We start from the raw sequence: 25,853 nt of genomic DNA, 5'->3' as shown, positions 1-25,853 counted from the left end.
TGGCGGGCGGCCGCCATGGACCGGCGGTCGCCCGTCTCACGGGGGGTTACTCGGTGCGGAGCGCTGCCTGGACGGTCTCCATGAACTGCTTGGGGCTGACACTGCCGTTGACGAGGCCGGGGGCGTTGGTGTTGCTGATCGTGGTCGCTTTGGTGCTGAAGAGCGCCTCGAACCACAGGACGTTCTGCTTGGAGGAACTGATGGTCTTGCGAACGGTGCTGGTGATCTCGTTGGCATCCTTGACCGGGGTGTTGACCTTGAAGCCGGAGATGGTGCCGTGGTCCTTGAGGGCGGTGCTGCCGTAGTTCTTGGCGATGCAGCTGACCCAGGCGCCGGTCTTCTTGTCGAAGTTCTTCGAGCCGAGGGTGACGGCCAGGCCGATGTTCGAGGGGTACTGGTCGATCGAGCCGGCGCCGCCCTTGACGGCGGGGAAGGGCATGAAGCCGACGTTCTCGACGCCGACCTTGTTCTGCTTGGGGTCGGAGATGTTGGCCAGCGCCCAGCTGCCCATGTAGAACATGCCGGACTTGCCGGTGAGGAACTGGTTCATCGCGGTGTCGTAGTCGATGGAGCCGACGCCCTTGCCGAAGTAGCCCTTCTTGCCGAGCGCGGCGATCTCTTCGGCGGCCTTGACGTAGGCGGGGTCGGTCAGCTTGGCCGTGCCGCCGTCGACCTTGTTGAGGGCGTCGGGGCCGAGGCTGCGGTAGAGGTAGCCGCTGATGAGGCGGGTGAGCGGCCAACCCTGCGCGCCGGAGGCGGAGAACGGCTGGATGCCCTTGGCGTTCAGCTTGTCCGCGGCAGCCAGCAGCTCGTCCCACGTGCCGGGAACGGCGATGCCGTTCTCCTGGAAGATCTTCTTGTTGTAGAAGATTCCCTCGATGTTGTACTCGTACGGCAGTGCCATGAGCTTGCCGCCGTACAGGGCCTTGATCGTGGAGACGGCCGCCGGCTCGAGCTGGTTGGAGACACCGAGGCGCTCGAGTTCGAGGTGGAGGTCGGCGACCTTGCCGGACTTGTCGAGCTGCTTGGTCAGCGCCGGGGCGTTGCCGGCGGCGAACTGGACGGGCAGTGCGTCCTGGCCGGCGAGCAGCTGGAGCTTCTGATCCAGCTGCGCCTGCGGGACGGTCTCGACCTTCAGCGGCAGGGCGTCGTTCTCGGCCTTGCAGGAGCCCTTGGAGAGCGTGGTCAGCGCCGTCCGCGTGGTGGTGTTCTCGGTGACGCTGAGGTACGAGAAGTCCTTCGGCGTCGCGGAGGTGCCACCGCCGCTACCGCCGCAGGCTGTGGCGAGAACGGCCAGGGACAGGACGCTGGCCGAGGCGATGGTCAGGCGGTGGGCGCGGATCGTGCGGTGGGGCACTGGAGACTCCCAGGGATCGTGAGAGAAGAAGGGGGCGCTCAGCGGGCGCCGGGGCGGCGGGAAGGCCGGCCGCACAGGAAGGAAGTACGTAGAACGTTATCCATTCGAACTGGCAACACCATGACGCCATCCCTCTGGCGCCGTCAAGACACAGACGCGTAACATCATGGTCGCCTGGTCGGATGAGTTGATCTCTTCACAACGCTGGGCATAGAACGTTGCACATTGAGTGAGGAGACCCGGGTTCTCATGGCTGCAAACAGCTCGCCCAGGAACACCAAACGGGTGACGATCACTGACGTCGCCCGCCATGCAGGCGTGTCCACCGCCGCCGTGTCCAAAGTCATGCGCAACGCCTACGGGGTGAGCCCGGCCATGCAGGAGCGCGTCCGAACGGCCATGGCTGAGCTGGACTACCGCCCCCACGCCGCCGCCCGCGGCATGCGAGGACGCACCTACACGATCGGCGTCCTGCTCGACAACGTCCGCAACCCGTTCTTCGCCGACATCCTCGACGGCATCCGCGAAGAACTGCACGACAGCGAGTACACGGTGCTGATCGGCGCGGCCGGGTTCGGCGCGGAGGAACAGGCCCGGACGATCCGCTCCATGGTGGACCGTCAGATGGACGGCCTGATCCTCATCGCTCCGGGGACGCCGCGCTCCGAGGTCCTCGCCACGGCCGCGGAGACCCCCACCGTGGTCATCGGCCACCACGACGCTTCCGACGTGCACGACTCCGTCGTCGACGCGGACGATTTCGGCGCGGCGCTGGTGGTCGACCACCTGGTCTCGCTGGGACACCGGGACATCGCCCTGGTCTCGGCGGCCGGCAACAAGGCCGGCCGCTGGCGGCGCACCCCGGAGATCGCCCTCGCCGACGGATACCTCCGGGCGATGGACCGCCACGGCCTGTCCGACCGCGCGCACGTGCACCACGCCACCTACTCCGACGACGGGGGCCACGCGGCCGGCATCACCCTGCTGAGCGGCGGGAACCGGCCCACGGCAATCCTGACCGGTGCCGACGTCGCGGCCCTGGGCGTCTACCGGGCGGCCGCCGACCTGGGACTGTCCATCCCCGGCGACGTCTCCCTCGTCGGCTACAACAACACCGCGATCGCCTCCCTCGCCCCCGTCCAGCTCACCAGCGTCGACCAGGCCGGACGCACCATGGGCGCGACCGCCGCGCGGATGCTGATCGAACGCGTCGAAGGCCGCCGCGACCGCGCCATGCTGACCACCATGACCCCACGGCTGGTCGTCCGGCGCAGCACCGCGGCGCCCGGCGTCCGGTAGCCACGGGTCACTGGGATGCGCCCTTCGCAGCGTGTCGGGATCAAGGACGTCGCCCGGACAGCAGGAGTGTCCATCGGCACGGTCTCCAACGTCCTCAACCGTCCTGAACTCGTCTCCCCGCCCACCCGTGCAGTGGTCATATCCGTCATCGAATCGCTCGGGTATGTCAGACTCGCCGGTGCCCGACAACTGCGCGGCAACGCCTCTTCGCAACTGATGGCTCTGTACGGCGTGGACGTGACGGACCCTCTCGATGCGGCCCTTACCGCCGGGGTGGAACGAGCGGCCGAGGAGGCAGACCTGGGTGTGCTGATGTGCGGTCGAGGCCACGAGCCGGGACGCATGCGCCACGATGTCGCACTGCTCGCCTCCCACCAGGTACGCGGCGTCGTCATCGTCTTGCACGCCGACGCCGAGCAGGCGGTGGCGGCCTGCATGGAACGTGGGACGGCCTGCGTCGTCGCCGGTCAGGTGGAGCACACGGCCCAAGCGGCGCATGAACACGTTCATGAGGTGCTGGCACCCGAACTCGTCGTGCGCGGGTCGACTTTGAGCGTACCCGTGTAGCCGTTTGTCCTTATCACTGCTACACGCTTTCGGGCGAGCCGGCGGGAGCGGGGCGGCGAGTAGTGAGGAGGAGCGCGGCGGCAAGGACGGCGGTGGTCACCCCTAGAAGGGCTACGGCGGAGGCGAGGCTGCCCGCCGGCCCCTTGCCCGCGAGGAGCACCAGCGGACAGAGGAACTCGCCGAGGAAGAAGGCCGCGGTCCACAGGCCCATGCCGCGCCCCCGGTCGGCGAACCCCAGGAGGGACATGGCCCTCGTGACCAGCGACGGGAGCAGCAGGCCGGTCCCTACGCAGTTGACGACGGCTCCGGCGATCAGGAGGGGAAGACTGTCGGCGAGGCCCATCATCAGGAAGCCGGCGGCGCAGAGCGCGAGCAGGAGGGGGAGACGGTGGCGGCGGTCCGGGGAGAGGCGGGTGAAGAGGACGGAGCCGAGGACGGTGGCGGCGCTGGCCACGGCGGTGACGGCGCCGATGGTTCCGGTGGAGTCGGTGCCCAGGTCGTCCAGGAGGTAGGCCATCTCGACGGGGACGGTGTAGAAGACGACGGCGCCGAAGACGGTGAGGAGACAGATCCCCGCCATGCGGCGCACGGGGAACGGGCGCGGCATGGACTGCGCCCCAGTCTCGTCTCCGCGCTTCGGCGGCTGGGAGACGGGCAGGACGCGGGCCATGAGGGGCGCGAGCAGCAGGCCCACGGCGTACAGCCAGAAGGGGGCGCGCCAGTCGGCCGCTCCGAGCGCGCCGCCGAGGACGAAGAAGACGGTGGCCGAGGCAGAAGCGCACATGGTCTGCAGGGCGAGGTAGCGGTTGCGCAGTTCGCCGCTGTAGTAGTCGCCGATGAGGGTGGTGCAGGCGGTCATGATCGCCGCTTCCGTCACCCCAACGAGGACGCGGCTGATCAGGATGGCGTGGAGGGAGTCCAGCCAGAGGGGCGCCATCCCGAACAGTGCGTAGAGGACGGTGGCGACAACGAGCAGGCGCTTGCGGCCGAGCCGGTCGACGATCATGCCCGCGAAGGGGGCGAGCAGGGCGAGGGCGAGCGCGGGAACGGTGAGGACGACCGGGACCAGCGCCGCGCTTCCCGGCACGCCCTCGAAGTGGTCCTGCATGCGGGGCAGCACGGGGGCGAGGAGCACCGCCCCGAGGACGGGCAGACAACTGCCGGCCATGAGCACGACGGCGGGAAGGCGCCCGGCCGGAGCCGTGTCGTGATCGTGGCGCGGTGGTGCGGCAGGAGCGGGCATCACAGCACTCCAGGGCGGGAGAGGGGCGGAGACGGCGCCCGGTCGGGATGACGCACCAGAACAGTGGGGAGACCGGGGCGGAGGTGCCCTCGACTATGCGTGTCGGCAGGCGTCGTGCCCACCCCTTGTGCCATCCGGTTTAACGATGATTCCGATCCATCGGATGGATACTTACCAATGCCGAGCAACGCCCCGGGGCGAAGGGGGCGCAGGAAGGCATCAGAGCTGCGCATCGGCGACGCGCCGCCCAACCCTGGCGGCGGTTTCTCTGAGCCAGATGTGCGCCGCGTCGTGGGTGTGGACCGGGTGCCACCACAAGGCCTCGCGCAGGGGAACGGCTTCGTAGGGCGGCTCGAGCACGCGCACGCCTCCGAGGGGGGCGAGCCGGTGTGCGAGGCGGGCCTGGACGAGGGCGATGCGGCGGGTGCCCGCGACGAGGGCGGGTAGAGCGTGGAAGCTGTCGACGGAGACCTCGACGCGCGGATCGATGCCGAGCATACCGAGCTGGCGAACGGCGGGGGCGTCGTAGGTGCGCTGGTAGGTGACCCATGGCAACCGGGCGAGGTCCTGGCGGGTGAGGCGGTCCTCGACGCTGGGGTGGTCGTCGGCGACGACGAAGACCCAGCGGTCGTCGTAGAGGTCGGTGGCGGGGAAGTCGCTGATGACGCCGTGGGGCATCAGGAGGCCGTCGGTGGCACTGAGAAGGCTCGCGGTGTCGTCGATGACGGTGATGGGGGTGCGGGTGAACCTTAGGCGGATGCCGGGGGCCTCTTCGTGGAGGACGCGGGCGAGCTCGACGCCGAAGACGTCGACGGCGTAGTCGGAGGCGATGATGCGGAACTCGCGGGTCTCGGTGGCCGGGTCGAAGGTGGCCTGACTGGTGAAGAGGCGTTCGAGGACGTCGTAGGCGGTGGCGGTGCGGTCCAGCAGGACCTGGCCGAGCGCGGTGAGCTCGTACTGGCTCCCCTCGCGGGCGAGGAGCTCGTCGCCGAAGTGCCGGCGCAGCCGGGCCAGCGCGGCGCTCATCGCCGGCTGGCTCAGGCCCACGCGCTGCCCTGCCTTGGTGACGTTGCGTTCTTCGAGGAGGGCGCGGAGCGCGACGACGAGGTTGAGGTCGAGACGGGCCAAGTTCACGGTACGGAGCCCCTTCTGGGAACGGCGCAATCAAGCACTATTTGTACAGTCGATGGTAGTTATCCACGGAATCTATTTCCCTGATCACGCGATGCGGGTCCACATTAGTCCCACCGCAATCAGGAGGACATGTCGGTGAAACCTCAATCCGCTTCTGACCTTTTCGCCGGGCCTTTCGCCCTCGGCACCCTTTCGGCCGGCGACGGCCCCGCCTTCCCCGCCCTCATCGACCGCGAAGGGCAGGTCCTGGACCTGCGGGAGGCCCTGGCCGACCCAGCCCTGACCATGCGGGGCCTGCTGGAGCGGTGGCCGACCGTTCTCCCGCGACTGCGGGAGCTCGCATCCTCCGAAGGGCTCTCCCGCCCGCTGGCGGACTTCCGTGTCCTCGCCCCGGTCGAACCGCGGCAGGTCTTCCAGTCGGGCGCCAACTACCGCCAGCACGTCATCGACCTACACGTCGCGCACCGGGCGCCGGGCGACGAGCGCTCCGAGGAGGAGCGACGGGCCGAGGCGGCGGAGGTCATGGATCGGCGGGCCGCCGAGGACCTCCCGTATATGTTCATCGGCCTGCCCACCTCCGTCACCGGCCCGTACGACGACGTGATGCTTCCCGCCTGGGCTCAGAAGCCGGACTGGGAGCTGGAGCTGGCTGCGGTGATCGGCCGGCCCGCGTATCAGGTGTCTCCCGAAGAGGCGGGGGAGTACGTCGCGGGCTACACGATCGCCAACGACCTGACCGACCGGGCGACCGTGTTCCGCAGGGACATGCCGCAGATCGGGACGGACTGGCTGCGCAGCAAGAACGCCCCCGGGTTCACGCCCCTCGGGCCGTGGATCGTGCCGGCCGACTCCGTCGGCGACACGAGTGACCTCCAGCTGACCCTGCGCCTGAACGGCGAGGTCATGCAGGACGAGTCCACCAAGGACATGATCTTCGACGTGGCGCGCATGGTGTCGTACGCCTCCCAGAGCGCGCGGCTGCTGCCGGGCGACCTCGTGCTCACCGGCTCGCCCGCGGGCAACGGCATGCACTGGGGTCGACTGCTGCGCGACGGCGACGTCATGGACGCCTCGATCACCGGCCTCGGTACCCAGCGCACCCGCTGTCTCGCGGAGGAAGCGTGAACCGCACCGACCCCGAGGGCGCCATCGCCCAGGCCGCGAAAGCCTGCTCCAACTGGGGCCGCTGGGGCGAGGACGACCGCCTGGGCACCGTGAACTTCCTCGACGAGGCAAAGCGCCGGGAAGGCGCCGCACTCGTCCGGCGCGGAGTCAGCTTCTCGCTCTCCCAGCGCTTCGACATCGACGGACCGCAGAAGGGCTGGCGGCGCCGGACCAACCCGGTGCACACCATGCTCGACACCGGCACGGACGCCGCCCTCGGCAACCAGGGGCTCCCCCACGGCATCGGCGGCGCCGACGACGTGATCGCGATGCCGCTGCAGTGCTCCACCCAGTGGGACGGTCTGGGCCACATCTTCGATCACGGCGTGGCGTGGAACGGACGCCCGGCCGAGCAGGTCGTCACCTCCGACGGCGACCAGATCACCGGCATCGAGCACATGGCGCCGCACATCGCCGGGCGCGCCGTCCTCCTCGACATCGGCCGCACGGCCGGCCAGGACGGTGAACTGCCGGACGGCTTCGCCATCACCGAGGAGCACCTGGCAGCCGCCGCCGAGACCCGCGGGGTCACGGTCGGCCGCGGTGACATCGTCCTCGTACGGACCGGACAGCTCGCCCGGGTACGCCGCGACGGATGGGGCGACTACGCCGGCGGCGCCGCCCCCGGCCTGTCCTTCACGACCGCGTCCTGGCTGCACAGCAGCGAGATCGTCGGCATCGCGACCGACACCTGGGGCTTCGAGGTACGGCCCAACGAGTTCGACCACGCCTTCCAGCCGCTCCACCAGGTCGTCATCCCGCACATCGGCCTGCTGATCGGTGAGATGTGGGACTTCGAGGCCCTCGCGGAGGACTGTGCCGCCGACGGCGTGTACGAGTTCTGGCTCACCGCCGCCCCCCTGCCCATCACCGGCGCCGTCGGATCCCCCGTCAACCCCGTCGCCGTCAAGTAGCCCGGGACCGATCAGCCCGAGGAACAAGGGAGTTCCCTCATGAGCACACCCCGCAGAGTCCTGGTCATCGGCGGCGGAGCGGCCGGCAACACCACCACGATCCTGCTGCGCCGCGCCGGGATCGACGTCGACCTCGTCGAGGCGAAGGACGACTGGAACGCCACCGCCGGCTCCGGCATCACCCTCCAGGGCAACGCCCTGCGCGTCCTGCGCGAACTCGGCGTCTGGGAGCAGGTCAAGGCCTCCGGATTCCCCTTCGGGTCCGTCGGCATCACCGCCCCCGACGGCACCGTCCTGCACGTCCAGCGCGACCTGCGCACCGGCGGCGACGACCTGCCGGCCACCGTCGGCATGCAGCGCCCGCGGCTGCAGCGGATCCTGATTGACGCCGTCCGCGCGAGCGGCGCGACCGTCCGCCTGGGCACCACCGCGACCATCCTGGACCAGGACGCCGACGGCGTCTCCGTCCGGCTGAGCGACGGCAGCGAGCACCGCTACGACCTGGTCGTCGCCGCCGACGGACTGGGCTCGGCCACCCGTGCCCAGATCGGCATCACCGACAAGCCCGAGCCGACCGGCATGGCGATCTGGCGCGTCGCCGCCCCACGGCCCGTCGGCGTCGAACGTACCGATCTCGCCTACGGCGGCCCGGCGTTCATCGCCGGCTACTGCCCCACCAGCGACACCACGCTGTACGCGTACGTCGTCGAGAAGAACCGCGACCGCGCCTCCATACCCACGGAGTCGTACGCCGAGGAGATGCACCGGATCGCCGCCGCCTACGGCGGTGCCTGGCCGGCCATCACCGCCACCATCACCGACCCCTCGAAGGTCAACTACACCTGGTTCGACCGGTTGTTGGTGGAGGGCTCCTGGCACCGCGGCCGGGTCGTCCTCGTCGGCGACGCCGCGCACTGCTGCCCGCCCACCCTGGCCCAGGGCGCGGCACTGTCCCTGGAGGACGCCTGGGTCCTCGCCCAGATGCTCACCGAGGTCGGCGAGTGGGAAGAGGCCCTGTTCCAGGCCTACTACGAGCGCCGGATCGCACGGGTCCGACCCGTCGTCGAGGCGTCCGTCCAGATCGGCCAGTGGCAACTCGACGGCGTCCGCGACGCCGACGTGCCCGGGCTCATGGCCCGCACCATGACCATGCTCAGGGAGCTCCCGTGACCGCGCCCACCGTGGACGTGCACGCCCACGTTCTGCTGCCGGAGATCGAGGCGCTCGTCGCGGGTCTGCCGGGGCACGCCGAGGCCAGGGCAATCGACGCCCGCCGCAACGGTCCCGCCGCCCTTGCCGTCAGCGGCCCCATGGTCCGAGACCGCATCCCGGCCCTGACCGACCCCGCTGTCCGGCTCGCCCTGATGGACGCGCAGGGCGTCGACGTGCAGCTCGTCAGTCCTTCGCCATCGCACTACCACTACTGGGCGGACGCGGACACAGCGGAGAAGGTCCACCGGCTGGCGAACGAGGCGACCGCCGCGCACTGTGCGGCCGCGCCCGGCCGGCTGAGGGGCCTGGGGCTGGTTCCGCTGCAGCATCCCGGTCAGCTCGTGCCCGCCTTGGACCACGCGCTGGAGCAGGGGCTCACCGGCGTGGAGATCTCCAGCCACGCCCCCGGCCGGGAGCTGTCCGATCCGGTCTACGAGCCGCTGTGGGCGCGTGCCGAGGAGACCGGGGCGATCGTGTTCCTGCACCCCTTCGGCTGCACGCTCGATGAGCGCCTGGACCGGTGGTACCTGTCCAACACCGTGGGGCAGCCCACCGAGAACGCCGTCGCCCTCTCGCATCTGATCTTCTCCGGCGTCCTCGACCGGCACCCCGGGCTGAAGATCGTCGCGGCCCACGGCGGCGGTTACCTGCCCACCCACATCGGGCGCAGCGACCACGCCTGGCGGGCCCGTCCCGACGCGTCGGCAGGATGCGCCCAGCTGCCCAGCAGCTACCTGCAGCGCCTGTACTTCGACTCGCTCGTGCACGACCCGGCCGTACTGCGGGCGCTGGTGGAGACGGCCGGAGCGGACAGGGTGCTGCTCGGCTCGGACTTCCCCTTCGACATGGGCTCCGACGACCCCGTCGGCGCGCTGCGAGCGGCGGGCCTGACCGAGGCCGACTTCCACGCCGTCCGCGGCTCCAACGCCGCCGCACTGCTCAACCTCTCCCCCGCCTGAGGAGGCATCCCATGACAAATAGCCGCCTGCTCACCCACCTGCGGCACGTCGACCTCGCCGTTCCGGACTACGAGAAGCAGCTCGACTTCTACGCCGGCGTCTGGGGCCTGACCAAGGTCGCCGAGGACTCCGGCATCTCCTTCCTCGCCGCCGAGGGCAGTCCCGAGCAGTACGTCGTCCGGCTGCGCAAGGCAGACGAGAAGCGCCTCGACCTCGTCTCCTACGGCGCGGCGACCCCGGCCGACGTGGACGCCCTCGCCGAGCAGCTCCTCGCCGGCGGCGTGCAGTTGGTCTCACAGCCCGGCGCCGTCGACACCCCCGGCGGCGGCTACGGCTTCCGCTTCTTCGACGTCGACGGCCGCACCATCGAAGTCTCCGCCGACGTCCAGGCCCGCCGGCACCGCAAGATCGAGGAGAAGGAGGCCATCCCGGTCAAGCTCTCGCACGTCGTGCTCAACTCGCCCGACCTCGACCGCACCCGCGACTGGTACGAGCGGCACCTCGGCTTCCGGCTGTCCGACTCGCTCAGCTCCCCCCACATGGGCGACGTCATGCACTTCATGCGGATCAGCAACCAGCACCACTCCATGGCCCTCGCCAAGGGACCGCACACCTCCCTGCACCACGTCTCCTTCGAGATGCGCGGCATCGACGAGTACATGCGCGGCTCCGGCCGGGTCCTGCGGGCCGGCCACCGGAAGATCTGGGGTCCCGGCCGGCACATGGCGGGCGACAACACCTTCACCTACTTCCTCGACCCCCACGGCAACACCGTCGAGTACACCACCGAGCTGGAGAACCTCGACGAGGACACCTGGCACCCCCACGTCTACGACTTCTCCCAGCCCGAGGTCACCGACCAATGGGGTACGGCGAACCCGATGAACGAGCTGATCGCCAAGGAGTCCTTCAACGACCCCGACCGCGGCTGCTTCGTCGCCCCGCCGGTCTAAGACCGGCCACCACGAACCCCGGGAACGCGGCGGACCATGTCCGCCCTGACTGCCGCCGCCGCGTTCCCGGCCCGGTCCACGGGACCGGAGCCGTCCGAAGAAGGCCGGCAACGGGCCTTCTCTCCGTCCCGGAAGGCCCGGTCCCGTGTCCCCCGTTTCTCCACCTGGGAGCCGCATCATGCGCTTCGCCGCTTTCGAATACCGGCACCGGACCCGCGTCGCCGTCGTCGAGGACGACGGCACGCTCTTCCCCCTGCCGGGCGTCACCTCGCTCACCGATCTGATCCGCGACACCGACGGCCTCCCCGGCCTGCTCGCCGCCGGCGCGGCGGCCCTGGACGTCCCGCCCGGGCCCCACGTCTCCGAGGTCCGGCTGCTCTCCCCCCTCCAGCCCTCCTCCATCAGGGACTTCGTCACCTTCGAGGAGCACGTCGAAGGCGTGCGCCGGTCGGTGAGCGGTGCATCAGGAGTACCCGAGCAGTGGTACGAGGCGCCCACCTACTACTTCACCAACCCCCACGCCGTCTACGGCCCCCACGACGACGTGCCGATGCCGCCCGGCTCGTCCGTGCTCGACTTCGAGCTGGAGGTGGCGGCAGTCATCGGCCGGGACGGCCGCGACCTCACCCCCGAGCGGGCACGGGACCACATCGTCGGGTACACGGTCTTCAACGACTGGTCCGCCCGGGACCTCCAGTCCGCCGAGATGAAGGTCGGTCTTGGCCCGTGCAAGGGCAAGGACACCGCCACCAGCCTCGGCCCCTACCTGGTCACCGCCGACGAGCTGGAGCCCTACCGCGACGCCGACGGGTTCCTGCGACTGGCACTGGCGGCCGAAGTCAACGGCGAGCAGGTCGGCTCCGACCTGCTGTCCAACATGAGCTGGACCTTCGAAGAGATGGCCGCCTACGCCTCGCGCGGCACCCGGATCGTCGCCGGCGACGTCCTGGGCTCCGGCACCTGCGGCAACGGCGGCTGCCTCGCCGAACTGTGGGGCCGCTCCGGCGAGCAGGTCCCGCCGCCGCTCAGGCCCGGCGACACCGTCACCCTCAGCGTGGAGGCGATCGGGTCCCTCACCACCCGGGTGGTCCCTGGCACCGAGCCGGTCGCCCTGCCCAAGGGGCGGCGCCGCGACCGGGAGCGGCCGTGAGCGGCGGGCGCCTCGCGGGAAAGGTTGTGGTCGTCACAGGTGCGGCCCGGGGCCAGGGCGCCGCCGAGGTGGCGGCACTGGAGCGGGAGGGCGCCACGGTCGTCGCCACAGACGTGAACGGCAGGGAAGGCGTCCGCCGGCTCGACGTCACCCTGGCCGACGACTGGGCCGACCTGGCCGGTCACCTGCGCGAGACGTACGGGGCGGTGCACGGCCTGGTCAACAACGCCGGCATCACCTGGCGGGCCCGGATCGGTGAGGTCACCGCCCAGGACATGAGCTGCGTCCACGCCGTCAACGTGAACGGTCCGCTCCTCGGCATCCAGCACCTGGCCCCGCTGATGCCGCCGGGCTCGTCGGTGGTGAACGTCGGCTCCTCCGCCGCGCTGACCGCCCACTACCCGGTGGCCTATACGACGAGCAAGTGGGCGCTGCGCGGCTTGTCAAAGACCGCCGCAATGGAACTCGGTCCCCAGGGGATCCGGGTGAACACCATCCACCCCGGTTTCATCGAGACGGAGATGACGGCCTCGGCCGCGCCCGCCTTCCGGGAGACGAACATCCGCGAGACGCCGCTGGGCCGAGTGGGCACCGTCGACGAGGTCACGCCGCTGGTGGTGTTCCTGCTCTCCGACGAGTCGTCGTTCATCACCGGAGCGGAGATCCCCGTCGACGGTGGCCTCACCTCGCACGGCGGGGTGAAGTCCGTCTCCGACGCGCTGCTCGACGGGGCCGCGCGATGAGACGGCTGGAAGGGAAGGTCGCCCTGATCTCGGGCACGGCCCGCGGGCTGGGGAAGGCCGCGGCGCTCCGGTTCGCGGCCGAAGGCGCCCTGGTCATCGGCGGCGACCTCCTGCATGACGAAGCCTTGGAGACGCAGCGGGAGATCGGCCGGGAAGGCGGCACGGCTCTCACGGCGGGCCCCTTGGACGTCACCCGCCCCGAATCCGTCGAAGCGTGGGTGGGGGAAGCGGCCGAGGCGTTCGGCGGCGTCGACATCGTCCTCACCAACGCCGGCTCGGTGCGGTTCGACCCCCTCTTCGAACAGTCCTATGACGACTACGCGTCCCCTGTGCGCTCCGAGCTGGACTCGGTGTGGCTCACCGCCCGTGCCGCGTGGCCGCACCTGACACGCAGCCGCGGCTGCATCGTCACCATCGGCTCGACAGCCGGGATCAGCGGCTCCCTGACCAACCACCGCACGGCGCATTCCGCCGCGAAGGGCGGAGTGATCGCCCTGACCCGCCAACTCGCCGCCGAGGGCGCCGCGCACGGCGTCCGCGCCAACTGCGTCAGCCCGGGACTGATCGACACCGAAGGATCACGCGGCAACCTCCTCGCCGACAGCCACCCCATGCGCGACACAGCCCAGCACGTCCCCCTCGGACGTCTCGGCACGCCCCAGGACGTCGCCAAGGCGGCGGTCTTCCTCGCCTCCGAGGACGCCTCCTACGTATCCGGCGCCCATCTCGTCGTCGACGGCGGCTGGTCCGTCGTGCTGCCGGGCCCCCTCACCTGAAAGGACACCCGGAACCGTGGACAAGGTCATCCGTGAATCCGCGGATGCCGTCGCCGACATCCCCGACGGCGCATCGCTCGCCGTCGGCGGCTTCGGACTCAGCGGCATCCCCGAGACCCTGATCCGTGCCCTGCACGCCCAGGGCGCCACCGGCCTCAAGGTCGTCTCCAACAACTGCGGCATCGACGACCGGGGCCTCGGAATCCTGCTCTCGGCCGGACGCATCTGCCGGGTCACCGGCTCCTACGTCGGAGAGAACAAGGAGTTCGCCCGCCAGTACCTGAGCGGAGAGCTGGAGGTCGAGCTCGTCCCGCAGGGCACCCTCGCGGAACGACTCCGGGCCGGTGGCTGCGGCATCCCCGCCTTCTACACCCCGGCCGGCGTGGGCACCCAGGTCGCCGACGGCGGTCTGCCCTGGCGCTACGCCGCCGACGGCACCGTCGCCGTCCCCTCCCCCGCCAAGGAGACCCGCGACTACGACGGCCGGCCGCACGTCCTGGAGCACGGCATCACCACCGACTTCGCCCTCGTACGGGCCTGGCGCGGCGACCGGCACGGCAACCTCGTCTTCCGCCGTGCCTCCGCCAACTTCAACCCCCTGGCCGCCATGGCCGGTCGGATCACGATTGCCGAGGTCGAGGAGCTCGTCGAACCGGGAGACCTCGATCCGGGCCAGGTGCACCTGCCGGGCGTCTTCGTCCAGCGCGTCGTGGCCCTCACGCCTGCCCAGGCGGCCGACAAGCAGATCGAGAAGAGGACGGTGCGCGCCTGATGGCCTGGAACCGCAACCAGATGGCCGCGCGGGCCGCCACCGAGCTGACCGACGGCTCGTACGTGAACCTCGGCATCGGCCTGCCGACTCTGATCCCCGCGTATGTCCCCTCCGACGTACACGTGGTGCTTCACTCCGAGAACGGCATCCTCGGCACCGGCCCGTACCCCGGCGAGGACGAGGTCGACCCCGACCTGATCAACGCCGGCAAGGAGACCGTCACCGTCCTGCCCGGGGCCTCGTTCTTCGACTCCGCCCTGTCGTTCGGGATGATCCGCGGCGGCCACGTCGACACCGCCGTCCTCGGCGCCATGCAGGTCTCCTCGGCCGGGGACCTCGCCAACTGGATGATCCCCGGAAAGATGGTCAAAGGCATGGGCGGCGCCATGGACCTCGTCCACGGCGCGCGCAGGGTCATCATCCTGATGGAGCACACCGCCAAGGACGGCACACCGAAGATCGTCGCGGACTGCACCCTGCCACTCACCGGCCGAGCCTGCGTCGACCGGATCATCACCGACCTCGGTGTCCTCGACGTCACCGGTCACGGTCTGGCCCTGGTGGAGACCGCACCCGGCGTCACCGTCGAGGACATCCGCGCCCGCACGGGCGCACCCGTGACCGTCGACAGCGCCACCGCCGCCTGCTGACAGCCATCCCGCCCCCGCGGGTCCACGCACACGGACCCGCATCGGGAGCCGTCCCCGCTCCTGCCCCGATGGTCCGTACACCAACGATCCCGACGCAGAAGATCCACCGCGGCGGGAGGCGGATCGACCCCGTCCCTCAAGGAGGCACCTACCCGTGACGACCTCGCCCCTGCACATCGCCGTCGTCGGCGGCGGCATCGGCGGCCTGGCCGCCGCCCTCGCGGCCGCCCGCTCAGGCCACCGCGTGACCGTGGTGGAGCGCGCCGCCCAGTTCGGCGAGATCGGAGCCGGCCTGCAGCTGGCCCCGAACGCCTCCCTGGCGCTGGAGGAACTCGACGTCCTCGACGCCGTCCGGCGCTCCGCCGTCGCCCCACCCCAGCTCGTCATGATGGACGCGCTCACCGGCAAGCAGCTCACCGCGCTCGACCTGCGCAGCGACGCCTACCGCAGCCGCTTCAAGCACCCCTACCTCGTCACCCACCGCACCGACCTCCACGGAGCGCTGCTGGCCGCCTGCCAGGACCACCCGTCGATCGACCTGCACACCGGACGCACCGTCACCGACGCGGTACAGACACCGGCCGAGGTGCGCCTGCACTTCGCCGAAACGCCCGACCGGCTCACGGCGGACGCGGTGGTGGCCGCCGACGGCCTGCACTCCCGGCTGCGGCAGATCCTCGTGAACGACGGCGCCCCCGTCTGCTCGAAGTACGTCGCGTATCGCGGCGCCCTGCCCGTCAGCAGCATGACGGGCTCGATGGCGCAGCACGCCACGACGGAGTCGGTCATCGTCTGGGCCGGGCCCCGCATGCACCTCGTGCAGTACCCCGTGCGGCGCGGCGAGCTCTACAACCAGGTCGCCGTCTTCGAGAGCGACCACTACACCCCCGACTCCGACGACTGGGGCACCGAGGCCGAACTGGAGGAACGGTTCGCCGGCGCCTGCGACACCGTGCGCGACGCGCTACCGCTCATCGCGCGCGACCGGCGCTGGCCGCTGTTCGACCGGCTTCCCATCACCGACTGGGTCCACGGCCGCATCATGCTCCTGGGCGACGCCGCCCACCCCATGCTCCAGTACCTGGCCCAGGGCGCCTGCCAGGCGCTGGAGGACGCCGTGGCCCTCGGCCACGCTCTGCGCGATCACGGCCGCCCGGAGGACGCGTTCGCGTCCTACGCCGCCCTGCGGACCGAGCGGGCCGCATCGATCCAGACGAACGCGCGACGGTTCGGCGAGATCTGCCACATGGACGGCATGGGGGCCTTCCTGCGCAACCAGCTGCTGTCCGACCGCACCCCCGAGGACTTCGACGACGTCGCCTGGGTGTGGACCCCCGCCGGCGACCTCCAGCCCTCGATCACCCCGTGAGCAACCACCGCGAGGAGACACCATGACCGACGACCCCGCCTACAAGGCCCTCGACGAACTCGGCGCCGCTCCGCTCTGGCGCTTCTACGGCAACCTGTTCCCGGCCGAGCCCCGCAGCCGGGCCGTCCCCTACCGGTGGAGCTGGAAGGAGCTGCGGCCCCATCTGCTGCACTTCTCCCAGACCCTGTCCCTGGACGAGGCCGAACGACGGGTCCTGATGCTCGTCAACCCCGGGCTCACCGATCCGCCCGCCACGGTCAACACCCTGTACGCCGGGCTGCAGATCATCCTGCCCGGGGAAACCGCCCAGGCCCACCGGCACACGTCCAACGCCTTCCGGTTCATCCTGGAGGGCGACGGCGCCTGGACCACCGTCAACGGTGAGCGCGTCTTCATGGCCCCCGGCGACCTCCTGCTCACCCCCGGCTGGCACTGGCACGACCACACCCACGAGGGCGACGCGCCGATGATCTGGCTCGACGCCCTGGACTACCCCCTCGTCAACGCCCTGGAAGCGGGCTTCTACGAGAAGTACCCCCAGCGGCTCCAGCCCGTCACCCGCCCCGACGACGCCGGCAGCCGCCAGTTCCTCCACGGCCGCCTGACCCCCGCCTGGATCACGCAAGACGGACCGAACTCGCCCGTCACCCGCTACACCTGGCAGGAAACCAGCCGGGCCCTGGAGGCCATCGCCGACACCGCCGACGGCAGCGACGTCGACGGCATCGTCCTGGAGTACACCAACCCCTGGACCGGCGGCCCCGTCATGCCCACCATCGGCTGCCGCGTCCAGCGACTGCGCCCCGGTTTCCAGGGAGCGGGCCGCCGCCACACCGCATCGACGGTCTTCACCGTCGTCCGCGGCGAAGGAACCACCATCGTCGACGGCAAGCGTCTCGACTGGGCCGAGAACGACACCTTCGCCATACCGGGCTGGGCCTCCTACCGGCACCTGAACACCTCGAAGTCCGCCGACGCGGTCCTCTTCTCCTACAGCGACGAGCCCGTCATGCGCTCCCTGGGCCTGTACCGCACCGAGAACGCCGACCCCGGCGCCTGATCACCCCACCCCTCTCCGACACCCCCAAGGAGGCCACGATGCGTCTGGCCCTGTTCGACAAGGGACGACTCGGCGTCGTCCACGGCGACACGATCACCGACGTGACCGACCAGCTCACCCCCTTTTCCGCCGGTCCGGCCGGCGCGCTCCAGCAGTACATCGAGACGGTGTCCGACGGCTCCGGGCCGACGCTCAACCTGGCAGGCGGGCGCCGGGTGCCGCTGGCGGAGGTGACGCTGGAGGCTCCGCTGCCCCGCCCCGGCAAGATCATCGGAGCACCCGTCAACTACCTCGACCACAAGGCCGAGATGGACTACCCCACCTCCATCGCGGACCTCGGGGTCTTCCTGAAGGCCAACTCGTCGGTGATCGGCCCGGGCCAGGACATCGTCCTGCCCTACTCCGACGTGCGCACCGACCAGGAAGGCGAGCTGGCCGTCGTCATCGGCCGGACCGCATCACACGTCAGCGCCGACGACGCCCTGGACCACGTCTTCGGCTACACCTGCCTGCTGGACATCACCGTCCGCTCCGGGGAGGACCGTTCGACGCGCAAGTCGTTCGACACGTTCACCCCCATCGGCCCGTGGGTGGTCACCGCCGACGAGATCCCCGACCCCGACCGGCTCGGCCTGCGCTGCGACGTGGCCGGTGAGACCCGCCAGAGCACCAACACCGAGTACCTCATCTTCGGCGTGCGCGAACTGGTCGCCTACGCCTCCTCGGTGATGACCCTGCACCCGGGCGACGTGATCGCCACGGGCACGCCGGCCGGTGTCGGCCCGCTCAGCGACGGCGACCACGTCGTCGTCGAGATCGAGAAGATCGGCCGCCTCGAAGTGGGCGTGGACGGCTCGCGGGCCACGCCGTACGAGTCCCGGCCCGGTCACCGTCGCGGCTGATCCCCCCGCACAGCTGCCGGCACAAGGAAGCGATGATGACCGGAGCCCTCGACCTGAACCGCTACGCCGGTCACTTGATCCGGCGTGCCGAGCAGGTCCACACCGCCCTGTGGTGCCGGTACGTCTCCGAGACCATCACCTCCCAGCAGTTCGCCGTGCTCAACACCTTGCGCAACGGCGAAGGGCTCGACCAGCGCACGGTCGCCCGGCTGACGTCGCTGGACAGGTCGACGACCCACCACATCGTGCGGCGACTGACCGAGCGGAACCATGTGAGCCGGGCACGGGACGAGCAGGACCGGCGGCGGACCCTCCTGGCGCTGACGGCGGAGGGCAGGGCCCTGCAGGCCGCGCTCGCGCCTTCCGCGGAGAGGATCAACGACGAGCTGCTCTCCGTCTTTCCCACTGAAGAACGGGGCGAGCTGATGCGCCTTCTCACCCGGCTCACTGAACGAGAGCACCTCGGCGCTCGCAGGACGCACTCCGACTGAAGCACGATGCGGGTGTACCAATGAGCGTGCTCCTGCCGCGGTGCGCTCCCGCGGCAGGAGCACCATCGACCTCGCCGGCCAGGGGCTGTGCCGAGGCCTGCGACGCTGTCTCCGCCGCCGCCCCAGAACCGTCCACGCCCCGAGGTCCGTACGGCAAGATAGGTCTTTTGACATAGCTATCAACTCATAGTTGAATGCTTTTATGCTCCCACCCAGCAAGTCCGTGCAGGACATCGACCACACGGCCGCCGGCCTTGTGGCATGCCTGCCCGCTCTGGGCCGAGCACTCGAGCGGTACGTCGACCAGGACTACCCGTACCCCAAGCCCTCCGAGGCCCAGCTCGCTCTCCTGCGCTACGTCGCGACACAGGACGGCACCACCGTGCGCACCGCTGCCAAAGCGCTGCTCATGAAGCCGAACAACGCCAGCGCGCTCGTCACCCAGCTCACCGAGCAGGGTTTGCTGGAGCGCCGGCAGGACCCCGCCGACAAGCGTGTGGCGCACCTCCACCTCACCCCGGTCGCCCAGCAGCGGCTCAACGAGGTCGCGCAGATCATGAGCGCCCGCGTCGTACGTGTCCTGCGCACGATGACCGACGGCGAACTCGACGCCCTCGGCTCCGCGCTCGGCGCCCTCAACAGCCTCGACCGGCGTCTGCACGCCACTCACTGAATCCATCCCACCCGGCCCGGCCGAAGCCGCGCCGGGTGCCGTGGTGGCACCCCGTACCTGCCTGCATCTGCGCATGCCCCCTGAGCGGCTCTGGCTCCTGCCCACAGCCGCAGCGTCGGCATGCCTTGAAACGAAAGACTCGACACAACCATGCCTTCCGTCGGCACCCTCGCCGAACCGTCCCGCCACCCGTCCCCCGACACGGCCGCCCCCGCCCGGCGCTCCAATCCGTGGCTCACCCTGATCGCCGTGGCCTTCGGTCTCTTCATGGTCGGCCTCGACGGATCCGTCGTCGCCATCGCCAACCCCGAGATCGGCCGCGACCTCCACGCCTCCACCCCCGACCTCCAGTGGGTCACCAACTCCTACCTTCTCGCACTCGCCGCCGCCCTCATCCTCGGCGGCAAGCTCGGCGACCGCTTCGGCCGCCGCACCCTGTACCTCGTCGGCGTCGCCGGCTTCACCCTCGCCTCCGTCGCCATCGGCCTCGCCGGCTCCATCGAGGGCGTCATCACCTTCCGCGCCCTCCAGGGCTTCTTCGGCGCCCTGCTGATGCCGAACACCCTCGGCCTCCTCCGCGCCGTCTTCCCGCCGAAGAAGTTCGGCATGGCCGTCGGCATCTGGGCCATGGTCTCCTCGGTCTCCACCGCCCTCGGTCCCATCGTCGGCGGCCTCCTCGTCCAGCACGTGAACTGGGAAACCGTCTTCTACATCAACGCCCCCATCGGCGTCCTTGCCCTCGCCTTCAGCACGGTCGTCCTCCCCCAGAGCAGGAATGCGGCCGCCGCGCAGGAGAAGTTCGACATCCTCGGCGTCGTCCTGCTCGCCGCCGGCCTGCTCCTGCTCGTCTTCGGCGTGGTCAAGGGAGAGACCTGGGGCTGGACCTCCGGAGGCACCCTCGGCGCCATCGGCGCCGGCCTGCTGCTCCTGGTGTTCTTCGGGTGGTGGCAGACCCGCGTCACCTCGCCCCTGCTGCCGATGCGCCTGTTCCGCAACCCGACGCTCACCATCGGCACGATCATCACCGCGCTGAACTTCTTCGTCCTGCTCGGCGTGATCTTCTTCGTCATGATCTACCTGCAGAACGTCCGCGGCTTCAGCCCCGTCGAAGCCGGCGTCCGCACGCTGCCGTTGAGCCTGGCCTCGGTCGTGGCCTCCCCGCTGGGCGCCGCCCTCACCGACAGGTTCGGTCCCCGTCTCACCATGCCTCTCGGCATGGCACTCCAGGGCGTCGCCTGTTTCACCATGCTCAGCTGGGACGCCCACTCCTCCTACACGCTCCTGTGGCCGCCGTTCGTCGCCCTGGGCCTCGGCGTCGGCATGGTCATGGCCTCATCCTCCGACGCCATCGTCGGCAACGCCCCCGTCAAGGACGCCGGCGTCGCCGGCGGCCTCCAGGCGACCGCCCTCCAGATCGGCGGCGCCCTCGGCACCTCCGTCCTCGTCTCGCTGATCAGCAGCCGGGTCGGCACGACGCTCACCGGGGAACTCTCCGCCGCCGGGACGCCGAGCCCCGTGGCCGAAGGGCTGCTGGAGGCGAAGGACGCCGTTGCCATGGGCGTCGCGCCCGTCTCGGACGCCATGCCCGCCGGCCTGCGGGCAGCCATCACCGAGGGCAGCCACCAGGCCTTCATGAACGGCGTCCACACCTCCGTGCTCGTTGCCGGCACGCTCTGCGCACTCGGCGCGGTCCTGGCCGCCGTGGGCGTGAGGCGCTCGCGGGACACCGACCGGCACTGAACGGGCCGAGGGCACGCCCGATCTCCTGGCGCTACGAGCCCTGACCCAGTTGCGCAGGTGAGGCGGGGACGCCCGGCGGTCCGCCAGTCGTTCCCGCCTCGCTTCGTCCAGGACAGGCATGCGACCACGTCGCCGAAGCTTCGCGACGGGACGCGAGACGGTTTCGCGCCGCAGCGGAACGGTGCCGCCAGGCGCTTCCGGCCGGTAGAGGCAAGGCCTCTCAGGCTCGCGGCATACTGGATCGGCGCACGACGAGCTCTGGTTGGAGCACGATGCCTGTGTGCCGATGGTCATGCTGCGGATCCGAGTGTTCAAGCTCTCGCAACAGCAGCTCGGCCGCCGAGTGGCCGATCTCGGCGGCGGCGTGGCGCACCGAGGTCAGCGGGATGAGACTCGCCTCCGCGAACTCGATGTCGTCGGGGCCCACGACGGCGAGATCGTCCGGGATGTGTACGCCCGCGTCGAAGGCCGTCTGCATGACGCCCAGGGCCAGGAGGTCGTTCGCGCAGAAGACGGCCGTCGGCTGGGGCGAGAGTCCGATGAGCCGGGCCCCGGCGTCACGGCCGGCACCGACATCCAGCCTCTCGGCCGGGATGTCGACGATCGTGTCGACCCCGAGCCCGGCCTCCTCCACCGCGCGGACGAGGCCCTCACGCCGGTCCCGGACCTGCTGTAGATGACCGGGACCGCCGCTGCCGTCGTCGACATGCTCACCGGGCGAGACCTGCCCCGCCTGCGCCGCCCGTTGTTCCGGCCGGGGCCCTGCCGCCGGGGCGGCAGGGCTCGGGCCGTTCGGCGGGGTGTGGTCAGTTCTGGTCGAGGGGGAGGGCGATGTCGGTGACCCGGCGGGATGCGGGGAACGTGCCGATGAGCTGGGCCTGGCCGGTGAGGACGTCCACCTTGTAGAAGCGGTGGCTGCCGCCGGTCCTGAGGGCCGCGAACCCGTGGTCGGTGCCCTTGCGGGGGGAGTAGTAGATGTCGAAGCCCGCCGACGGTCCGGCGTCGACACCGAGGCTGCCGGTGGGGGCGAGGGTGCCGGCGTTGGCCGGCGACTGCAGGGAGACCCGGTCGTTGGTGGTGTCGATGTCGAACAGCGTGGTCGCCGTCGTGGTGTCGAGGTCGTTGTTGGTGTAGGCGGCGCCCGTCACTCCGAGCGCTGTCGACGGCGGCATGGTGGGGTTGGTGAGCGTGCCGTCGACGGTGGTGGTGAGCGGCGCGGCGGGGTCGTCGATGTTGTGGCGCAGGTTCTGGCCCGTGTCGCTGATGACGCGCAGGCGGTTGGCCGCGGGGTTGAAGTCGACGCCGAAGTACCTGCCGTCGAGTGCGACGGTGAGCTGGGAGACCTTCACGGCCCGGGCGTTCTTGTCGAGGGTGTAGATGCCTCCTCGGTCGCCGACGCCGTACAGCTTGCCGTTCTGGACGCGGAAGTCGATTCCGACCAGCTTGGTGTCGGACCGCAGACCGCTGACCCTGCCCAGGTGCCACAGGTCGGAGGTGTCGTGCACCCGGAAGCCCACCAGGTGCTGGTCCTCGGTGAGGCCCACGGACGTCAGGCCCTTGCCGTCCCCTCCCCAGCCGCCGCGGGTGTCCGCCGCGATGGCGGAGGGGACGGCTGCCAGTACCGAGGCGGCGAGCGTGCAGGCGATAACTGCTTTGCGCATCATTCGTCTCCGAGACGGTCCAGGACGCCGCCGGGAGGCGACATCGACGCAAGCAGACAAACAGATCAAAAGGCTGGTAAAGCGACTATCAGGAGTGATCGTGGTCGTGTCCCAGCCAACGGAGCAACCGACGAACCAGCATGGAGTAGTGGGTTCATGGGTGGGCGGTGATGACGAGGTGGGACCGGTAGGTCCGACGGCCGCCGTCCCAGTCGGCGCAGGTGATGAGGGTGAGGTGCGGTTGTGGGGTGGGGGCGTAGACACGCTGGGACGGAAAGGCGTCCTTGGTGTAGACGGCCGTGGTGGCGACGGTGAAGTGGGCGGGCCGGCCGTCGCGGCGCCGCACGGTGATCCGGTCACCTGCGCGCAGGGCACCGAGGCCGTAGAAGGCGGCGGGGCCGGTGGAGGAGTCCAGGTGTCCGACCAGGATCGTGTTGCCGTTCTCCCCCGGGGCCGCGGAGCCGGTGTACCAGCCGGCGTGGTCCGTATCGGCGGGCATGGCGAGAAGGGGTTCACATCCCGCCACCCCGCAGAGCAGGACCAGGTCGGGGCCTGCTCCAGCAAGCGGATCAGGTCCCTGAGTCGTTCCCGGTGCCAGCTGTCGACGTAGTCGACCGCGTCTCGGGCCCGCCTCAGCACTCCCGCCAGGAGAGACGCTACCGAGCGAGCCTCACTGGGAAAAAGCACGGCCCCCCTGGCTAACGAGCGAAGCAGCGAGCTGAGCGGTTCGATGGACGTAGCGGCGCCGTTCACCATGCTGGAGTGATGCATCGTGCATGACGAGTTCCCACTCGCCGCCGATGTCCTGGACGACGAACCAGCCGTCCTGGTGCTGGATGCCAGGGGAGCTGTGCTCACTTGCACGCCCTCCGCGCTACGGCTGTTCGACGGCTCCATCGACGAGATCCGCAGTATGGAACTCTCGGCGTTCTTCGACGATCCGTCCGTGTGGGCCGAGCTCGTCTCCGGCGCTCTGGGCGGGCTCGTGCTGAGCGCGCGTGCCGACCTGCACACTGTCCGCGGTGCTCCGTTCTCGGCGGTGATGGCGGTGTCGATACTCGCGAGGGGTTCGGAGGGCCGTTTCCTCATGCGGCTGTTCGCGGCGGAGCCCCCGGACTCCGGGCCTCAGACCGTACGGCGGCCTCAGCCCACCACGGAGCAGGTGCTCGGGGCCGATCCGCGAGCGCTTGAGCGGCTGGAGCTGCTCCACGAAGCCGCAACCCCGGCGGCTCTCTCGACATCACACGTAACGCCGAGCAGCTGCTGGACGTACTCGTGCCGGCGTTTGCCGACCTGGGGGCGGTGGACCTGACCGATGGCGTACTGCTCGGCGAAGAACCGACGTTCCTCGCTCCCCGCACGCCCCTGCGGCGAATCGCCGTGGCGGCGGCCGACGGATGCTGGCCGCGAGAGACCCACGCGGCCGGCGCAACCTTCCGGATCGGCGACGAAGAAGTCGAACACCTGCGCAAAGGCACGCCCGGTGTCCTGCCGGATCTGGACCTGGCCCGGGCAGCGCTGGAAGGTGACGCGGAAAGGACCGCGCTGATGCTGCCCCCGACGGCCACATCCCTGATGGTGCTGCCGCTCCTGGCGCGGGGACTGGTGCTGGGGGCGGTGGGGCTTTGGCGCACCGGGGAACGAACTCCCTTCGATCCGGTGGATGTGACGTTGGCGGACGAGATCGGCACCCGGGCGTCGCTGAGCCTCGACAACGCCCGGCGCTACACCCTTGAGCGCCGTACCGCGGAGGCGCTGCAACGAGGTCTTCTCCCAAGGCCGGTGATGGATGTCGAAGCTGCCAACACCTTCGGCGCTCACATGCCCGCGCGCGCTGCGACAGGTACGGGCGGGAGCTGGTACGACGTGATCGCCCTGTCCTCCAGCCGAGTGGCCTTCGTCGTGGGCAACGCGGGCGGGCAAGGCATGAACGCCACGGCGGCGATGGGGCAGCTGCGGGCGGCGGTGCAGACCCTGTCGGACCTCGACCTCAGTCCTGACGAGCTGCTGTCCCACTTGAACGACCTGGTGGTTCGCCTCGCCGAGGACGAGAAGCATCGAGGCACTGCCGCGCCGGCCGCCGGCAGCGTCCACGGTGCGACGTGCTTGTACGCCGTCTATGATCCGGTCAACTGCCACTGTGTTCTGGCCAGTGCGGGACATCCGGGGCCGTTGCTCGCTTCGCGGGACGGCGATGAGGCCGACCTCGTGCCCTTGCAGCCGGGGCTGCCCCTGGGCAAAGGCGCGGAGCCCTTCGAATCTGCCGAACTGCAGCTGCGCCCCGGTGACCTGCTGTCCTTCTACACCGGAGCGTTGGCACGAGGTCCGCACCACACGGGGCGTGGGCCGGCACTGGTGCGGGAGGGTACCGGTGACGGCGCCGGGAACGGGCGCCCGGTCACGGAAATCGGTGGCCGCATCATGGCGCAACTGCTGCAGGAACCCTCGGGTGCGACAACTGCCGGAAGACGCCACCGCCACTTGGCAACTGCCCGCCGACCCCAGCATCGTCGGAAGCGCGCGCAGTCGCGTCACCGGCCAACTGACCTCCTGGGGACTGGAGGATCTGGCGTTCGCCACTGAGCTGATCGTCAGCGAGCTGGTCACCAACGCCGTCCGCTACGCGGGCGGCCCGGTGGGGCTGCGGCTGATTCGGGATCACCGCCTGATCTGTGAGGTCTCCGACCCCAGCCAGACACAGCCACATCTGCGGCGGGCCCGCCTGACGGATGAGGGCGGCCGTGGTCTGTTCCTGGTGGCGCAGCTGACGCATCGCTGGGGCAGCCGATACACCCCTGCAGGCAAGACCATCTGGGCCGAGCAACTGCTGGAAGAAGCGCCCTGACCTGTGCAGCGGCCGGCACCACGCACGCTCGGGTTCAGGATGCTCTCGGTGAACAACGTGAGGAGGCCGGGTACGGCGCTCAGGACGACGCGATCAAGCGCCGGCGAAGATCTCTACCCGGAAGCTTCGGAGGCGGCCACTGTCCAGCCGGTGACAATCCGCGCTGCGAGTACGTACGCGACCTGCCATGGCGGTTCAGATCGACGGGCCACGGTTCAG

Annotated in this window: 26 protein-coding genes and 1 pseudogene; 21 read left to right on the top strand and 6 right to left on the bottom strand. The window is 70.2% G+C overall.

Features of this window, described 5'->3' with window-relative positions; all coding sequences use genetic code 11:
• Positions 1-46 precede the first annotated feature (46 nt).
• Entirely contained in the window at positions 47-1,357 is a 1,311-nt protein-coding gene (locus ACIRB7_RS10720; protein WP_403595390.1) for an ABC transporter substrate-binding protein, read from the bottom strand.
• A 285-nt stretch (positions 1,358-1,642) separates the two neighbouring features.
• Between ACIRB7_RS10720 and ACIRB7_RS10715 the strand changes: the two genes are divergently transcribed.
• On the top strand, positions 1,643-2,656 hold the full coding sequence (locus tag ACIRB7_RS10715; protein WP_403595387.1) for a LacI family DNA-binding transcriptional regulator: 1,014 nt from the start codon (positions 1,643-1,645) through the stop codon (positions 2,654-2,656).
• Between the two features lie 15 nt (positions 2,657-2,671).
• Positions 2,672-3,223 carry a LacI family DNA-binding transcriptional regulator gene (locus tag ACIRB7_RS10710; RefSeq protein ID WP_403595385.1) on the top strand — a complete coding sequence of 184 codons (552 nt, stop codon included), beginning with the start codon at positions 2,672-2,674 and terminating at the stop codon, positions 3,221-3,223.
• 19 nt (positions 3,224-3,242) lie between these two features.
• Here ACIRB7_RS10710 and ACIRB7_RS10705 read toward each other — a convergent pair whose 3' ends face one another.
• Positions 3,243-4,466, bottom strand: coding sequence for an MFS transporter (locus tag ACIRB7_RS10705; RefSeq protein ID WP_403595382.1), 1,224 nt, complete (start codon positions 4,464-4,466; stop codon positions 3,243-3,245).
• 219 nt (positions 4,467-4,685) lie between these two features.
• Positions 4,686-5,600: a LysR family transcriptional regulator gene (locus ACIRB7_RS10700; RefSeq protein ID WP_403595379.1), complete on the bottom strand. Its 915-nt coding sequence runs from the start codon at positions 5,598-5,600 to the stop codon at positions 4,686-4,688.
• A 129-nt stretch (positions 5,601-5,729) separates the two neighbouring features.
• On the opposite strand from ACIRB7_RS10700, the gene ACIRB7_RS10695 reads away from it, so the two are divergent.
• From ACIRB7_RS10695 to ACIRB7_RS10620, 16 genes are all read left to right on the top strand, one after another.
• Positions 5,730-6,725: a fumarylacetoacetate hydrolase family protein gene (locus tag ACIRB7_RS10695; RefSeq protein ID WP_403595376.1), complete on the top strand. Its 996-nt coding sequence runs from the start codon at positions 5,730-5,732 to the stop codon at positions 6,723-6,725.
• Positions 6,722-7,678, top strand: coding sequence for a cyclase family protein (locus tag ACIRB7_RS10690; RefSeq protein ID WP_403595373.1), 957 nt, complete (start codon positions 6,722-6,724; stop codon positions 7,676-7,678). The genes ACIRB7_RS10695 and ACIRB7_RS10690 overlap by 4 nt, the downstream gene beginning before the upstream one ends.
• A gap of 39 nt (positions 7,679-7,717) precedes the next feature.
• Entirely contained in the window at positions 7,718-8,848 is a 1,131-nt protein-coding gene (locus ACIRB7_RS10685) for an FAD-dependent oxidoreductase (RefSeq protein WP_403595370.1), read from the top strand.
• Positions 8,845-9,849 carry an amidohydrolase family protein gene (locus ACIRB7_RS10680; protein WP_403595367.1) on the top strand — a complete coding sequence of 335 codons (1,005 nt, stop codon included), beginning with the start codon at positions 8,845-8,847 and terminating at the stop codon, positions 9,847-9,849. The genes ACIRB7_RS10685 and ACIRB7_RS10680 overlap by 4 nt, the downstream gene beginning before the upstream one ends.
• A gap of 11 nt (positions 9,850-9,860) precedes the next feature.
• Positions 9,861-10,802 (top strand): VOC family protein, encoded by a 942-nt coding sequence (locus tag ACIRB7_RS10675; RefSeq protein WP_403595365.1) that lies wholly within the window; start codon positions 9,861-9,863, stop codon positions 10,800-10,802.
• Positions 10,803-10,980: 178 nt separating this feature from the next.
• On the top strand, positions 10,981-11,952 hold the full coding sequence (locus tag ACIRB7_RS10670) for a fumarylacetoacetate hydrolase family protein (RefSeq protein WP_403595362.1): 972 nt from the start codon (positions 10,981-10,983) through the stop codon (positions 11,950-11,952).
• Positions 11,949-12,695: an SDR family NAD(P)-dependent oxidoreductase gene (locus ACIRB7_RS10665; protein ID WP_403595359.1), complete on the top strand. Its 747-nt coding sequence runs from the start codon at positions 11,949-11,951 to the stop codon at positions 12,693-12,695. The genes ACIRB7_RS10670 and ACIRB7_RS10665 overlap by 4 nt, the downstream gene beginning before the upstream one ends.
• Entirely contained in the window at positions 12,692-13,471 is a 780-nt protein-coding gene (locus ACIRB7_RS10660; RefSeq protein ID WP_403595357.1) for an SDR family NAD(P)-dependent oxidoreductase, read from the top strand. The genes ACIRB7_RS10665 and ACIRB7_RS10660 overlap by 4 nt, the downstream gene beginning before the upstream one ends.
• A 16-nt stretch (positions 13,472-13,487) precedes the next feature.
• Positions 13,488-14,243, top strand: a complete 756-nt coding sequence (locus ACIRB7_RS10655) for a CoA transferase subunit A (RefSeq protein ID WP_403595354.1) — start codon at positions 13,488-13,490, stop codon at positions 14,241-14,243.
• On the top strand, positions 14,243-14,893 hold the full coding sequence (locus ACIRB7_RS10650; protein ID WP_403595351.1) for a CoA transferase subunit B: 651 nt from the start codon (positions 14,243-14,245) through the stop codon (positions 14,891-14,893). Before ACIRB7_RS10655 ends, ACIRB7_RS10650 begins: the two co-directional genes overlap by 1 nt.
• A 154-nt stretch (positions 14,894-15,047) precedes the next feature.
• Positions 15,048-16,262, top strand: a complete 1,215-nt coding sequence (locus ACIRB7_RS10645) for an FAD-dependent monooxygenase (RefSeq protein WP_403595348.1) — start codon at positions 15,048-15,050, stop codon at positions 16,260-16,262.
• A gap of 22 nt (positions 16,263-16,284) precedes the next feature.
• Positions 16,285-17,322 carry a cupin domain-containing protein gene (locus tag ACIRB7_RS10640; RefSeq protein WP_403595347.1) on the top strand — a complete coding sequence of 346 codons (1,038 nt, stop codon included), beginning with the start codon at positions 16,285-16,287 and terminating at the stop codon, positions 17,320-17,322.
• Between the two features lie 38 nt (positions 17,323-17,360).
• Positions 17,361-18,224 (top strand): fumarylacetoacetate hydrolase family protein, encoded by an 864-nt coding sequence (locus ACIRB7_RS10635; RefSeq protein ID WP_403595345.1) that lies wholly within the window; start codon positions 17,361-17,363, stop codon positions 18,222-18,224.
• A 35-nt stretch (positions 18,225-18,259) separates the two neighbouring features.
• Entirely contained in the window at positions 18,260-18,715 is a 456-nt protein-coding gene (locus tag ACIRB7_RS10630) for a MarR family winged helix-turn-helix transcriptional regulator (protein WP_403595343.1), read from the top strand.
• Positions 18,716-18,917: 202 nt separating this feature from the next.
• On the top strand, positions 18,918-19,388 hold the full coding sequence (locus ACIRB7_RS10625; protein ID WP_403595341.1) for a MarR family winged helix-turn-helix transcriptional regulator: 471 nt from the start codon (positions 18,918-18,920) through the stop codon (positions 19,386-19,388).
• A gap of 150 nt (positions 19,389-19,538) precedes the next feature.
• Positions 19,539-21,128 carry an MFS transporter gene (locus ACIRB7_RS10620; protein WP_403595338.1) on the top strand — a complete coding sequence of 530 codons (1,590 nt, stop codon included), beginning with the start codon at positions 19,539-19,541 and terminating at the stop codon, positions 21,126-21,128.
• Between the two features lie 220 nt (positions 21,129-21,348).
• Here the strand turns inward: ACIRB7_RS10620 and ACIRB7_RS10615 are convergent.
• The 3 genes and pseudogenes from ACIRB7_RS10615 to ACIRB7_RS10605 all read right to left on the bottom strand — a co-directional run.
• Positions 21,349-21,816, bottom strand: a pseudogene (locus ACIRB7_RS10615) (substrate-binding domain-containing protein); the annotation flags it as partial.
• 118 nt (positions 21,817-21,934) lie between these two features.
• Positions 21,935-22,789 (bottom strand): DUF4394 domain-containing protein, encoded by an 855-nt coding sequence (locus ACIRB7_RS10610; RefSeq protein WP_403595335.1) that lies wholly within the window; start codon positions 22,787-22,789, stop codon positions 21,935-21,937.
• A 154-nt stretch (positions 22,790-22,943) separates the two neighbouring features.
• A complete protein-coding gene (locus ACIRB7_RS10605) occupies positions 22,944-23,288 on the bottom strand; it encodes a sortase domain-bontaining protein (RefSeq protein WP_403595332.1) in 345 nt (114 codons plus the stop codon).
• Positions 23,289-23,561: 273 nt separating this feature from the next.
• Here ACIRB7_RS10605 and ACIRB7_RS10600 point away from each other — a divergent pair, with 273 nt between their 5' ends.
• Genes ACIRB7_RS10600 through ACIRB7_RS10590 form a run of 3 tightly spaced genes read left to right on the top strand, consistent with a single transcriptional unit; the run spans position 23,562 to position 25,634 of the window.
• On the top strand, positions 23,562-24,101 hold the full coding sequence (locus tag ACIRB7_RS10600) for a hypothetical protein (protein ID WP_403595330.1): 540 nt from the start codon (positions 23,562-23,564) through the stop codon (positions 24,099-24,101).
• The gene (locus tag ACIRB7_RS10595; RefSeq protein ID WP_403595329.1) at positions 24,065-25,372 is read left to right on the top strand and encodes a PP2C family protein-serine/threonine phosphatase; all 1,308 of its coding nucleotides are present in this window, start codon (positions 24,065-24,067) and stop codon (positions 25,370-25,372) included. The genes ACIRB7_RS10600 and ACIRB7_RS10595 overlap by 37 nt, the downstream gene beginning before the upstream one ends.
• The gene (locus ACIRB7_RS10590) at positions 25,278-25,634 is read left to right on the top strand and encodes an ATP-binding protein (protein WP_403596174.1); all 357 of its coding nucleotides are present in this window, start codon (positions 25,278-25,280) and stop codon (positions 25,632-25,634) included. Before ACIRB7_RS10595 ends, ACIRB7_RS10590 begins: the two co-directional genes overlap by 95 nt.
• Positions 25,635-25,853: the final 219 nt, after the last annotated feature.

This window comes from Streptomyces sp. NPDC093795, assembly GCF_044764665.1.
Taxonomy (GTDB): Bacteria; Actinomycetota; Actinomycetes; order Streptomycetales; family Streptomycetaceae; genus Streptomyces.
This window is presented reverse-complemented; position numbering and strand designations above follow the sequence as displayed.